Origin of the sequence: Pseudomonas sp. PAMC 26793, assembly GCF_000313235.1 — a bacterium.
GTDB lineage: Bacteria > Pseudomonadota > Gammaproteobacteria > Pseudomonadales > Pseudomonadaceae > Aquipseudomonas > Aquipseudomonas yamanorum.
This window is the reverse complement of the sequence record NZ_AMXG01000023.1, coordinates 480247-492810: the sequence shown is the minus strand read 5'-3', so window position 1 is coordinate 492810 and position 12564 is coordinate 480247. Positions and strand designations below refer to the sequence as shown.

Genomic DNA, 12564 nt, shown 5'->3' with positions numbered 1-12564 from the left:
GAGAAAAAAATGAGTGAGCGTCCTTCCAGACCGTAACGGGTCGAGGACAAATGGGCGGTTATTATTGCAAGTAATTCTTGTTAACAGAAGTAATACAGTTACTTTATTTGTCGTTTTGCTGGCCGCTGGTCATCTGTGGGGGCTAATCTTGACCTTTAAGAATGGAGTTTTGTGATGTCTGCGCCTTCTGTGGTGATTGCCGGTTGCGGCGATGTCGGTAGCCGTCTGGCCACCCAATTGCTGGCCCAGGGCTGGGAGGTTCATGGCCTACGGCGGGATATCTCGCGCCTTCCCAAGGGCGTTATCGGGATTGCCGGCGACCTGTTCAATGAAGACTGTCCCGACACCTGGCCGGTGGGCGGGGTGGATTACCTGGTGTATTGCGCGGCGGCCACCGATCACGACGAGGCGGGCTATCGTGCGGCGTACGTGCAAGGGCTGCGGCATGTGCTGGAATGGTTGAACGACTACGGCCAGGAACCTAAACACTTGCTGTTTGTGTCCAGCAGCAGTGTGTATGGGCAGCAGAACGGTGAGTGGGTCGACGAAAGCTCCGAGACCAAGGCAGGTGGTTATTCCGGACAAGTGATGCTGGAGGCCGAGCAAGTGGCATTGGATAGTGGGATTCCCGCCAGTGTCGTGCGCCTTACCGGGATTTATGGTCCAGGTCGGGAGTGGTTGTTGAGCCAAGTGCGCCAGGGTTATCGCGTGGCGATTGATCCGCCTTTATATGGCAACCGGATTCACGCGGATGACGCAGCGGGCTTGCTGGCGTTTTTGCTGCGGCACGTGGAGCAGGGCGGTGTGCTGGATAAGTGCTATATCGGCGTCGACGATGCTCCGGCCCCGCTGGCCGAGGTGGTTGGCTGGTTGCGCGAGTACCTTGGCGTGACCGAATGGGCCGAGAACGCCAGCGTGCGACGCGCCGGTAGCAAGCAGTGCAGCAATGCCCGGGCCAAGGCGTTGGGCTGGGTGCCGCGTTATCCGAGTTATCGCGAAGGGTATGCGGCGATTCTCGAGGGTTGATTGCACTCAGAAGTAAAGGAGCCCAGGGGCTCCTTTTTTACGTCACTGTTTTTCCAGCAGCCATTTGCGCGGGCCTGGGGTGAGCTGTGGGATTTCATCCGGTGGGGACGGGTTGATCGCCTGGAGAATCTCCAGCTGTTTGCCGTAACGCACAAAAATCCAGCTGTCTCCCACATCGCCCTTGCCCAGGTAGAGGGTGTCATTGCCGGCCCCTTGAGTGGCGCAATCGCCTCCCAGGCACAGCTCGTACCGGTTGTTTTGCGTCAGGCCGGATACGCTGCCATCAGCGTTGAACACGACGATGTTGCCGGCGCCCTGGCCCTCAATGATTTTCCACTGGCCGCCCATATAAGCCGAGTTCAGTGCACGTCTGAACGTCATGCCCCACTGGGCGTGCGCAACGGCAGGTTGGACGGGACGGGTGAAGCGCTGGGCTGCATGATTTTTTGTGGCCTGCTGGATCAGTTGGTTGCCATCCAATTGCAGTTCATCGGTGCCATGGCCGTTGTAGTCGACGGTCCATGCACCCGGCGCCTTCGGCTGTAATTGGCCTTCGCCCAGTTCAAATGCATTGCTGACTTGCGCCTTGTTGCTGCGGGTGTCGATGTTCCATTCCAGATTTAAGCCATGCGCATCAATGGCTCGCAGCAAGGGCCTGCCTTGGGCAGCCGAATCGATGGCTGCCTGGTTTATCCACAGTCCGCTGATGTCGGTTGGCTGCGGCGCTTGGGTACAGCCGCCCAGCAGGAACAGGCTGAGAACAAGTAATTTATGCATGGGGTGATCTGGCGGCAGATGAAAAAAACCATGGCGCACACTAAAGAAAAAGGAGCCCGTGGGCTCCTTTGTTCTGTATCACTGTTTTTCCAGCAACCATTGTCGCGGCCCGGGGGTAAACGAGGGCACCTCGTCGGCCTGGGCGGTGTTGATCGCCTGGAAGATCTCCAGTTGCTTGCCCTTGCGCGCGAAGATCCAGGGGTTGCCCTGGCCGTTCAGCTGCAGCCAGATACTGTCGTAGCCACCGCTCATGGAGGCGCAATCGCCCGCGAGGCACAGCGAATACTGATCAGCGCCCGGCAGGCCGGTCACCTGGCCGTTGGCCTGGAACTGCACGGTTGCGCCTTCGCCATTGCCGCTGCTGATCTTCCAGGTGCCACCCATATAAGCGGCGTACAGCGTGCGTTCGAAGTTGGCACCCAGCGGCGCGCCTTCGGGGGCTGGGTCCTTGGCACGGGCGAACAGTTGCTCGGGCTCGTTATCATTGGCCCCTTGCAGCAATAGTTTGCCTTTACGCTTGAGTTCGGTGGCGGAGCCGCCGTAGAAATCGACGCTCCAGGCGCCGGATTTTTCACCCAGCAACTTGCCTTCAGCTACTTCAAAACCGTTGTAGTAGCGGGCCTGGGATGCTTTGGTGTTCACCTCCCATTCGAGGTTCGGACCGTAGCTCTGCAGGGCTTCACGCAAAGGGCCGCCCTTGGCTGCCGCGTCGATGGCGGCCTGGTTGATCCAGGTGCCGCTCACATCCAGGTCGGCGGGATTGCTGGCGCACCCGCCGAGCAGCAGGGCGAGCAACGAAGAGGCAACGAGCGCTTTGCGCATTACGAAATCCTTCCAAGAACCAATTCGGCGCAGCCTTCCCGTGGAAGCGCTGCGCCGGATGTTTTACTCGATGACCAGAATGGCGTCCATCTCAACCTGCGCGCCCTTTGGCAGGGCGGCAACGCCGATGGCGGCGCGGGCCGGGTACGGCTGTTCGAAGTACTTGCCCATGATCTCGTTAACCTTGGCGAAGTGGCTCAGGTCGGTGAGGAAGATGTTCAGTTTGACGATGTCCTTGAACGAACCGCCCGCAGCTTCGGCAACCGACTTCAGGTTTTCGAAGACCTGTACGGTCTGGGCTTCAAAGCCTTCAACCAGCTCCATGGTTTTTGGGTCCAGTGGAATCTGGCCGGACATGTAGACGGTATTGCCCGCCTTGATCGCCTGGGAGTAAGTACCGATTGCTGCTGGTGCCTTGTCGCTGGTGATAACAGTCTTGGTCATGAATGACTCCTTGTAATGGATGGGCTAGGCGCGCATGCGGGTGATGCGGATGACCCCGGTCAGGGCGCGCAGTTTCTTGATCACGCGGGCCAGGTGCACGCGGTCGTGCACGCTGACCACCAGTTGGACCACGCTGATGCGGCCATCGCGTTCGTCCATGCTGATTTTCTCGATATTGCCGTCGGCCGCGTTCACGCTGCTGGCCAGCAGGGCGATCAAGCCGCGCTGGTGTTCCAGCTCGACCCGCAGCTCGACGTTGAATTCGCCAGTGACATCCTTGGCCCACGAAAGCTGGATGCATTTCTCGGGGTTGTGTCGGATTTCACTGATATTGCGGCAGTTGTCCAGGTGCACCACCATGCCTTTGCCCGCGGACAGGTGGCCGACAATCGGGTCACCCGGGATCGGCGTGCAGCACTTGGCGTAGCTGAGCACCAAGCCTTCGGTGCCGCGAATCGCCAGCGGGCCTTCGGGGCTTGGCAACTGTTCGCCTTCGCCCAGCAGGCGGCGGGCGACTACATAGGCCATGCGGTTGCCCAGGCCGATGTCTTCCAGCAAGTCTTCGATCAGTTCCTGGCGGTACTCGTGGAGCATCGCCTGCACCCGCTCGGCCGGGATCTTGTCCAGGGAGCTGTCGAAGCCGTTGAGCACCTTGTTCAGCAGGCGCTCGCCCAGGCTGATGGACTCGGAACGGCGTTGCAGTTTCAGGGCGTGACGGATGTGGGTGCGGGCCTTGCCGGTGACCACAAAGTTGAGCCAGGCCGGGTTCGGGCGCGCGCCTGGTGCGCTGACGATCTCCACCGTGGAACCGCTTTGCAGTGGTTCCGACAGCGGGGCCAGTCGACGATTGATCCGACAGGCTATGCAGCTGTTACCCACGTCGGTGTGCACCGCGTAGGCAAAGTCGACCGCGGTGGAGCCTTTGGGCAGCTCCATGATCCGGCCTTTGGGCGTGAACACGTAGACCTCGTCCGGGAACAGATCGATCTTCACGCTTTCGATAAATTCCAGGGAGTTGCCGGCACGTTGCTGCATTTCCAACACGCCCTTGACCCACTGGCGGGCGCGGGCATGGGTACCTTTCGGCTGCTCGTCGCCGGTGGACTTGTACAGCCAATGGGCGGCGATGCCATTGTTGGCCATCTCTTCCATTTCGCGGGTGCGGATCTGGATCTCGATCGGCACCCCGTGCATGCCGAACAGCGTGGTATGCAGCGACTGATAGCCGTTGGCCTTGGGAATTGCGATGTAGTCCTTGAAACGACCCGGCAGGGGCTTGTACAAATTATGTACAGCGCCCAGCACGCGGTAGCACGTATCGACCTTGTCGACGATGATCCGGAACGCGTACACGTCCATTATCTCGTTGAAGGCCCGACGTTTGCCGCGCATCTTCTTGTAGATGCCGTAGATGTGTTTCTGCCGGCCGCTGACCTCGCCCTCGATCTCATCGATCGCCAGGCAATGGCTCAGGGACTCTTCGATCTTGTTGACGATTTCCTTGCGATTGCCCCGGGCGCGTTTGACCGCCTGATAAATGCGCGCGGAACGCATCGGGTGCATGGCTTTGAAGCCGAGGTCTTCGAATTCGATACGAATGGCGTGCATGCCCAGCCGGTTGGCGATGGGCGCGTAGATTTCCAGGGTTTCCTTGGCGATGCGCCGACGTTTTTCGCCGGACAGCACTTCCAGCGTGCGCATGTTGTGCAGGCGGTCGGCCAGTTTGACCAGGATCACCCGGATGTCCCGGGCCATGGCCATGGCCATCTTCTGGAAGTTTTCTGCCTGAGCTTCGGCCTTGGTTTCGAAGTTCATCTGGGTCAGTTTGCTGACCCCATCGACCAGTTCGGCCACGGTTTCGCCAAATTGCGCACTGAGCGCTTCCTTGGCAATGCCAGTGTCTTCGATCACGTCATGCAGCATCGCGGCCATCAAACTCTGATGGTCCATGTGCATGTCGGCAAGAATGTTTGCCACGGCAAGAGGATGCGTGACATACGCCTCGCCACTGCGGCGGCGTTGGCCGTCGTGGGCTTGTTCGGCGTAGAAATACGCTCGGCGGACCAGGTTGACCTGGTCTGGGCCGAGGTAGGTCGATAAGCGATCGGCGAGGGCGTCTATGCTCGGCAAAGTATTAACTCCTGCCGTTGGCTGTGACCCCGCGCCGTGCTACGTCGACCAGGCATAGGCTTAGACGGCCTCGTTGGACTCGTCCTCGAACGCTGCAAACAGCGGTTCGTCTTCAACGATTTCGGCGTTGGCGATGAACTCGTAGCTCATCAGGCCTTCAGCGATTTCACGCAGGGCTACAACGGTAGGCTTGTCGTTTTCCCACTGGACCAGAGGCTCTTTGCCGCCAGTGGCCAGTTGACGGGCACGCTTGGTAGAGAGCATGACCAGCTCAAAGCGGTTATCCACGTGTTCTAGGCAGTCTTCAACGGTTACGCGGGCCATGGTATTCCTCGGAGCGAATGCAATATGCGCGCTGCCCGGTTGGGCGAGCGGACTGAACAGTTTAAAAAATCACCAGCGTTTAGGGAAGCGCTGATTTTTCGCAGGCCATCGCAAACGCGCTACAAGTGCCAATGTAAAGCCCTTGCAGCGGTTTTGGGAAGAGCCAATCAACCGAGCAGTTCGGCCAATAATTTGCCGAAACGCTGCTGCTGACGCTTTTGCTGGAGCTGATTGGCGCGGAAAATCGCCTTCAAGTCGTCCAGTGCGTGGGCGAAATCGTCGTTGATGATCAGGTAGTCGTAGTCGACGTAGTGGCTCATTTCACTGACGGCTTCGCGCATGCGGCCTTCGATGATCTCGTCGCTGTCCTGGCCGCGGTTGGTCAGGCGTTGGTGCAACGCTTCCAGCGACGGCGGCAGGATGAAGATCGAGCGGGCTTTGGGCATCAGCTGACGCACTTGTTCGGCGCCCTGCCAGTCGATTTCCAGGATCAGGTCGTGGCCTTCGTCCAGGGTCTGCTGCAGGTGGCTTTGGGAGGTGCCGTAGAGGTTGCCGAAGACTTCGGCGCGCTCAAGGAAATCACCGTGCTCGATCATCTTGACGAACTCGGTGCGCTCGACGAAGTGGTAGTGCACGCCGTTCACTTCACCCGGGCGCATGGCGCGGGTGGTGTGGGACACCGAGATGCGGATCTGCTCGTCAGCGTCGGTCAGGGCTTTGACCAGGCTGCTTTTGCCCGCGCCCGATGGGGCAGAAATGATGTAAAGGGTGCCGGTGCTGTGGGTCATGTCAGGGTGCCTTACTCGATATTCTGTACTTGTTCGCGCATTTGCTCGATCAACACTTTGAGGTTGACCGCCGCCTGGGTGCTGCGCGGATCAAAGGCTTTGGAGCCCAGTGTATTGGCTTCGCGGTTGAGTTCCTGCATCAGGAAGTCCAGGCGCCGACCGGCGGCACCGGCGGACTTCAGTACGCGGCGCACTTCCAGGATGTGGGTGCTCAGGCGGTCGAGCTCTTCGGCGACGTCGCTCTTTTGCGCCAGCAGGACCATTTCCTGCTCCAGGCGCGCCGGGTCCAGTTCGGCCTGCATGTCGGCGAAGCGGTCGAGGACCTTCTGGCGCTGGGTGGCAAGCATCTGCGGCACCAGTTCGCGCAGGGTGACCACGTCTTCTTCGATGGAGGTCAGGCGGTCGCTGATCAGGCGGGCCAGTTCGGCACCTTCGCGTTCGCGGCCGGCCTTGAGTTCTTTCAAGCCTTGGTTGAACAGGGCCAGGGCCTCGGCATTCAACGCCTGCGGGTCGGTGGCGTCGGCCACCAGCACGCCGGGCCAGGCCAGAACTTCCAAAGGATTGATGGCGGCAGGCTGTTTGATCAGGCTGGCGATGGTTTCGGCGGCGGCGACCAATTGGGCGGCGCGCTCGCGATCCACCTGCAATGGCTTGCCGGTGGTTTCCTCGGTAAAGCGCAGGGTGCATTCCAGCTTGCCGCGAGAGATGCCCTGGCGCAGTGCCTCACGCACCGCGCCTTCGAGGTCGCGAAACGATTCCGGCAGGCGCAGGTGCGGCTCCAGGTAGCGGCTGTTGACCGAGCGCAACTCCCAGCTCAGGGTGCCTTGGACGCCGGCTTTTTCGACGCGGGCGAAGGCGGTCATGCTGTGCACCATGGAGGTACCTCGCGATGCAGTCCCGCAAACAGGCGGGCTGATGGGTAGATTGAAGCCGACAGGCTGCGAAGGCGCAGGATTGTAGCTCAACGGGACGGGTGGCCCCAAACAGTGGCTTCGGTGACCGGGTTTGTAACAGGATTTTTTAGAAGTGCCGATCAGGGCTGGCGGCTCTATAATGCTCGGCAGTTTTTCGTCCTCCGTACAGGTATCCCCTATGAAACGTCCAAGTGGTCGCGCTGCCGATCAGCTCCGCTCGATCCGCATCACCCGCAACTACACCAAACACGCCGAGGGATCTGTACTGGTCGAGTTTGGCGATACCAAGGTTATCTGCACCGTCAGCGTCGAAAATGGCGTGCCGCGTTTCCTCAAGGGCCAGGGCCAGGGTTGGTTGACTGCCGAATACGGCATGCTGCCGCGCGCCACCGGCGAGCGTAACCAGCGTGAAGCCAGCCGTGGCAAGCAAGGCGGGCGCACCCTGGAAATCCAGCGCCTGATCGGTCGTTCCCTGCGTGCTGCCCTGGACATGTCCAAGCTGGGCGACGTGACCCTGTACGTCGACTGCGACGTGATCCAGGCCGACGGTGGCACCCGCACGGCGTCCATCACCGGCGCCATGGTTGCCCTGGTCGATGCGCTCAAAGTCATCAAGAAGCGTGGCGGCCTGAAAGGCGGCGATCCGCTCAAGCAGATGATCGCGGCTGTGTCGGTAGGCATGTATCAGGGCGAGCCGGTTCTGGATCTGGACTATCTTGAAGATTCGGCTGCAGAGACCGACCTGAACGTGGTGATGACCAGCACCGGTGGTTTCATCGAAGTGCAGGGCACCGCCGAAGGCGCGCCATTCCAGCCGGCGGACCTGAATGCCATGCTGGCATTGGCCCAGAAAGGCATGACCGAGATCTTCGAACTGCAGAACGCCGCCCTGGCCGACTGATTCAACCCCAAGGAGCTACGCCATGAGTGACAGTCAACTTCCGCTGCCGACACCGTCCAAGGAAGTTCGCCAGTGGGCGATGCTCTGTCACTTCGCGGCGTTTTTCGGCTTGATGTTCCCGTTCGGCAGCCTGCTGGGGCCTTTGATTCTCTGGCAGGTGAAGAAGGATACGGACCCGTTCATTGATGACCAGGGCAAGGAAGCGCTGAATTTCCAGATCACCGTGGGCATTGCCTGGGCGGTCTGCTTCCTGCTGGGTTTTATCGTGATCGGCTTCGTGTTGATGACCGTCCTGGTGATCGGCGCGGTGGTGATGACGATCATTGGGGGCATCAAGGCCAACAAGGGCGTGGCTTATCGTTATCCGTGGACGTTGCGGTTGATCAAATAACCACCGCCCACAAAAAAACCGACAGCGATGTCGGTTTTTTTGTGCCTGGGAAAAGACCTTAGATGGTCAATGTCCAGTCGTAGTCCACGATCAGCGGCGCGTGCTGCGAGAAGCGCGGCTGGCGTGGCAGGCGTGCGCTGCGCACGAAGCGGCGCAGGCCTGGTGTCAGCAACTGGTAGTCAAAACGCCAGCCGAGGTTGAGCATCTCAGCCTGTTCGTTATCCGGCCACCAGCTGTACTGGTCGCCTTCGCGGCTGACTTCCCGCAGGGCATCCACATAGCCCATGTTGCCGACAATCTCGTCCATCCAGGCCCGTTCCGGCGCCAGGAAACCCGGGGATTGCTGGCTGTCGCGCCAGTTCTTGATATCCAGCTTCTGTTGCGCCACGTACAGCGAGCCACAGTAAATGTACTCGCGACGTTTGCGCCGCTGTTTATCCAGATAACGGGCGAAATCGTCCATTAGCTTGAACTTCTGGTTCAAGTCTTCATCGCCATTCTGCCCTGATGGAAGCAGCAAGGTCGCGATGCTGACCTTGTCGAAATCGGCTTGCAGGTAGCGCCCGTAGCGGTCGGCTGTCTCGAAGCCGAGGCCGCTGATGACCGCCTTGGGTTGCAACCGCGAATACAAAGCCACGCCGCCTTGGGCGGGAACTTCGGCATCACAGGCATAAAGGAAGTAGCCATCCAGTTGGAAGGCTGGGTCGTCCAGTTCAAAGGCGGAGGCGCGGGTGTCCTGCAGGCAGATGACGTCGGCATTCTGGGCTTGCAGCCAACTGAGCAAACCACGCTCGACTGCAGCCTGAATACCATTGACGTTCACACTGATGATCCGCATAAATGGCCCCAAAAATCGCGTGCGTGTATGATACACGCCGTCTACCTAATTAGCTAAATCCGTGGTATCTGAGGCTTTTTTCATGCAGGCGTATCAACGCGATTTCATTCGTTTTGCCATCGATCGCGGCGTATTGCGCTTCGGTGAGTTCACCCTGAAGTCCGGGCGCACCAGCCCTTACTTCTTCAATGCCGGCCTTTTCAACTCGGGTTCTGCCCTGGCGCAGTTGGGTCGTTTCTATGCGGCCGCCATCGTTGAAAGCGGTATTTCCTTCGACGTGCTGTTCGGCCCGGCCTACAAGGGCATTCCCCTGGCCGCCGCGACCGCCGTGGCGTTGGCCGAACATCACGGGCTGGATTTGCCTTGGTGCTTCAACCGCAAGGAAGCCAAGGCCCATGGCGAAGGCGGTAGCCTGGTGGGCGCGCCGCTCAAGGGCGACGTGCTGATCATCGACGACGTGATCACTGCCGGTACGGCGATTCGCGAAGTGATGCAGATCATCGCTTCCCAGGATGGCGCCAAGGCAGCCGGCGTGCTGATCGCGCTGAACCGCCAGGAGCGCGGCAACGGTGAATTGTCGGCGATCCAGGAAGTGGAACGTGACTTCGCGATTCCGGTGGTGAGCATCGTGTCCCTGAACCAGGTGTTGCAGTTCCTGGAAGATGACCCGCAGCTCAAGCAGCACTTGCCAGCGGTCAAGGCCTACCGCGAGCAGTTCGGCGTTTGATCTAAACGCCGGACAAAAAAAGCCCCCGCTCAACCAGGTTGAGCGGGGGCTTTTTGTTTGCAGCGCTTTAAGGGCGCTTGCGATTGCTGATCAACGTACCCACACCGGTGTCGGTGAAGATTTCCAGCAGGATCGCATTCGGAACCCGGCCATCCAGGATCAGCGAGCTGCCGACGCCGCCTTGCACGGCTTCCAGTGCACAGCGGATCTTCGGCAGCATGCCGCCGTAGATGGTGCCGTCGGCGATCAGGTCGTCCACTTGCTGGGTCGTCAGGCCGGTCAAGACCTTGCCTTCCTTGTCCATCAAACCAGCGATGTTGGTGAGCAGCATCAGCTTCTCGGCCTTCAGCGCCTCGGCCACCTTGCCGGCCACCAGGTCGGCGTTGATGTTGTAGGACTCACCGTTGGCGCCCACGCCGATTGGCGCGATCACCGGGATGAAATCGCCTTTCACCAGCAGGTTCAGCAGATCGGTGTTGATGCCGATCACTTCGCCCACCTGGCCGATGTCGATGATTTCCGGCTGGGTCATCTCCGGGGTCTTGCGGGTCACGGTGAGCTTCTTCGCCCGGATCAGCTCGGCGTCCTTGCCGGTCAGGCCGATGGCGCTGCCGCCATGGCGGTTGATCAGGTTGACGATGTCTTTGTTCACCTGGCCACCCAGGACCATCTCCACCACGTCCATGGTCTGGGCGTCGGTGACACGCATGCCGTCGATGAAGTGACTCTCGATGGACAGGCGCTTGAGCAGGTCACCGATTTGCGGGCCGCCACCGTGTACCACCACCGGGTTAATCCCGACGGCTTTCATCAACACGATGTCGCGGGCAAAGCCGGTTTTCAGCTCGTCGCTTTCCATGGCATTGCCGCCGTACTTGATCACCAGCGTCTTGCCGACGTAGCGTCGAATGTAAGGCAACGCTTCGGAAAGGACCTTGGCGGTATTGGCGGCGGCTTCGCGTTCGAGGGTCATTCAGGGCTCCGGTACAAAAAATCAGAACGGTAATTGGAGATCAGGGGCAACACGTTTCAACTGGGCGTGGAACACGTCCTTGATGCGCTGCAACTCAGCCTCGGAATCCGCCTCGAAACGCAGCACCAGCACCGGTGTGGTGTTGGATGCGCGAACCAGGCCCCAGCCTTTGGCGTAATCGACCCGCACGCCGTCAATGGTGGTCAGGTTGGCGCCTTCGCCCCATTGTGCATCGTGCAGTGCGTCAATGATGCTGAATTTGCTCTCTTCGGTCACATGGATATTGATCTCTGGCGTAGAAATATCATCCGGGAAGGTTGCAAACAGGTCTTCGGCGGTGGATTTTTCGTTGCTGAGGATCTCCAGCAGACGGGCGGCGCTGTAAATACCGTCGTCAAAACCGAACCAGCGTTCCTTGAAGAACACGTGACCACTCATTTCGCCGGCCAACAGGGCGCCGGTTTCTTTCATTTTCTTTTTGATCAACGAGTGACCGGTCTTCCACATTAGCGGACGACCACCGTATTCCTTGATCAGCGGCGTCAGGCGGCGGGTGCATTTGACGTCGAAGATGATCTCGGCGCCCGGGTTGCGCGCCACGACGTCGCGGGCAAACAGCATCAGCAGGCGGTCCGGGAACACGATATTGCCGGTGTTGGTCACCACGCCGACGCGGTCGCCGTCACCGTCGAAAGCCAGGCCCAGGTCGGCACCGGTTTCCTTAACCTTGGCGATCAGGTCCACCAGGTTTTCAGGCTTGCCCGGGTCCGGGTGGTGGTTAGGGAAGTTGCCGTCGACCTCGCAGAATAGCGGGATCACTTCGCAATTCAGGGCTTCGATCAGTTGCGGGGCGATCACGCCGGCCGCACCGTTGCCGCAGTCCACCACCACTTTCAGGCGGCGGGCGAGTTTGACGTCGCGGGTGATTTCGTCCGAGTAGCGATCAAGGATTTGCACCTTGGTGATGCTGCCGGTGCCGCTGGTCAGGTCGTTGGTCTTCAGGCGGGTGTGCAGGGCCTGGATCTGTTCGTTGGCCAGGGTGTCGCCAGCGATGACGATCTTGAAGCCGTTGTAGTCCGACGGGTTGTGGCTGCCGGTGAGCATCACGCCCGACTTGCCGGCCAGCACGTTGGCCGCGTAGTACAGCGCAGGCGTTGGCACCAGGCCCACGTCGCTGACATGGCAGCCGCTGTCGGCCAGGCCCTGGATCAGCTGCTCCACCAGCTCGGGGCCGGACAGGCGGCCATCACGGCCTACGGAAACATTGGGCTCGCCCTGGGCCAGGCTCTGGGAGCCAATGGCACGGCCGATCCAGTAGGCGGTCTCGGCGGTCAGGGTCTTGGGGACCACGCCACGGATGTCATAGGCGCGGAAAATGCTGTCGGGAAACGTCGGGGCGACTCGGGCTGCGTTGCTCATTGCGGGGGGGAACTCCATCGATAAGGGGCTGGGCTGGCCTCAGGGGTGCTGACCGGCAGGCTCAAACTGAAGGGTAAGACGGCGTTTTTG

At 60.1% G+C, this 12564-nt stretch carries 13 protein-coding genes and 1 pseudogene; 4 read left to right on the top strand and 10 right to left on the bottom strand.

Annotated features, from left to right (window positions below):
• The first annotated feature begins 174 nt into the window (after positions 1-174).
• On the top strand, positions 175-1026 hold the full coding sequence (locus D109_RS0109695) for an SDR family oxidoreductase (protein ID WP_017476709.1): 852 nt from the start codon (positions 175-177) through the stop codon (positions 1024-1026).
• Positions 1027-1068: 42 nt separating this feature from the next.
• Here D109_RS0109695 and D109_RS0109690 read toward each other — a convergent pair whose 3' ends face one another.
• The 7 genes from D109_RS0109690 to D109_RS0109660 all read right to left on the bottom strand — a co-directional run bounded on the left by D109_RS0109690 (position 1069) and on the right by D109_RS0109660 (position 7186).
• The gene (locus tag D109_RS0109690) at positions 1069-1803 is read right to left on the bottom strand and encodes a hypothetical protein (RefSeq protein ID WP_017476708.1); all 735 of its coding nucleotides are present in this window, start codon (positions 1801-1803) and stop codon (positions 1069-1071) included.
• A gap of 78 nt (positions 1804-1881) precedes the next feature.
• Positions 1882-2625, bottom strand: coding sequence for a hypothetical protein (locus D109_RS0109685; RefSeq protein ID WP_017476707.1), 744 nt, complete (start codon positions 2623-2625; stop codon positions 1882-1884).
• A gap of 63 nt (positions 2626-2688) precedes the next feature.
• A complete protein-coding gene (locus D109_RS0109680) occupies positions 2689-3069 on the bottom strand; it encodes a RidA family protein (protein ID WP_003176922.1) in 381 nt (126 codons plus the stop codon).
• 24 nt (positions 3070-3093) lie between these two features.
• Positions 3094-5199 (bottom strand): bifunctional GTP diphosphokinase/guanosine-3',5'-bis pyrophosphate 3'-pyrophosphohydrolase, encoded by a 2106-nt coding sequence (gene spoT, locus D109_RS0109675; protein WP_008439435.1) that lies wholly within the window; start codon positions 5197-5199, stop codon positions 3094-3096.
• Between the two features lie 60 nt (positions 5200-5259).
• Complete coding sequence (rpoZ, locus tag D109_RS0109670; protein WP_003176920.1) at positions 5260-5523, bottom strand: DNA-directed RNA polymerase subunit omega; 264 nt, start codon at positions 5521-5523, stop codon at positions 5260-5262.
• A gap of 167 nt (positions 5524-5690) precedes the next feature.
• Positions 5691-6311: a guanylate kinase gene (gmk, locus tag D109_RS0109665; RefSeq protein WP_003213284.1), complete on the bottom strand. Its 621-nt coding sequence runs from the start codon at positions 6309-6311 to the stop codon at positions 5691-5693.
• An 11-nt stretch (positions 6312-6322) separates the two neighbouring features.
• The gene (locus D109_RS0109660; RefSeq protein ID WP_017476706.1) at positions 6323-7186 is read right to left on the bottom strand and encodes a YicC/YloC family endoribonuclease; all 864 of its coding nucleotides are present in this window, start codon (positions 7184-7186) and stop codon (positions 6323-6325) included.
• A 217-nt stretch (positions 7187-7403) separates the two neighbouring features.
• Here D109_RS0109660 and rph point away from each other — a divergent pair, with 217 nt between their 5' ends.
• Both rph and D109_RS0109650 read left to right on the top strand, forming a co-directional pair.
• Positions 7404-8126 carry a ribonuclease PH gene (rph, locus tag D109_RS0109655; protein ID WP_003213280.1) on the top strand — a complete coding sequence of 241 codons (723 nt, stop codon included), beginning with the start codon at positions 7404-7406 and terminating at the stop codon, positions 8124-8126.
• A gap of 22 nt (positions 8127-8148) precedes the next feature.
• Entirely contained in the window at positions 8149-8517 is a 369-nt protein-coding gene (locus tag D109_RS0109650; RefSeq protein ID WP_017476705.1) for a DUF4870 domain-containing protein, read from the top strand.
• A gap of 58 nt (positions 8518-8575) precedes the next feature.
• On the opposite strand, the gene D109_RS0109645 is transcribed toward D109_RS0109650, so the two are convergent.
• A complete protein-coding gene (locus tag D109_RS0109645; protein ID WP_003176915.1) occupies positions 8576-9355 on the bottom strand; it encodes an exodeoxyribonuclease III in 780 nt (259 codons plus the stop codon).
• An 82-nt stretch (positions 9356-9437) separates the two neighbouring features.
• Here D109_RS0109645 and pyrE point away from each other — a divergent pair, with 82 nt between their 5' ends.
• Positions 9438-10082 carry an orotate phosphoribosyltransferase gene (gene pyrE, locus D109_RS0109640; RefSeq protein WP_017476704.1) on the top strand — a complete coding sequence of 215 codons (645 nt, stop codon included), beginning with the start codon at positions 9438-9440 and terminating at the stop codon, positions 10080-10082.
• Positions 10083-10149: 67 nt separating this feature from the next.
• Here pyrE and argB read toward each other — a convergent pair whose 3' ends face one another.
• Together argB and D109_RS0109630 are read right to left on the bottom strand one after the other, a co-directional pair.
• Positions 10150-11055, bottom strand: a complete 906-nt coding sequence (argB, locus tag D109_RS0109635; protein ID WP_003213275.1) for an acetylglutamate kinase — start codon at positions 11053-11055, stop codon at positions 10150-10152.
• 21 nt (positions 11056-11076) lie between these two features.
• A pseudogene (locus D109_RS0109630) lies at positions 11077-12498 on the bottom strand (phosphomannomutase/phosphoglucomutase); the annotation flags it as partial.
• Between the last annotated feature and the right edge of the window lie 66 nt (positions 12499-12564).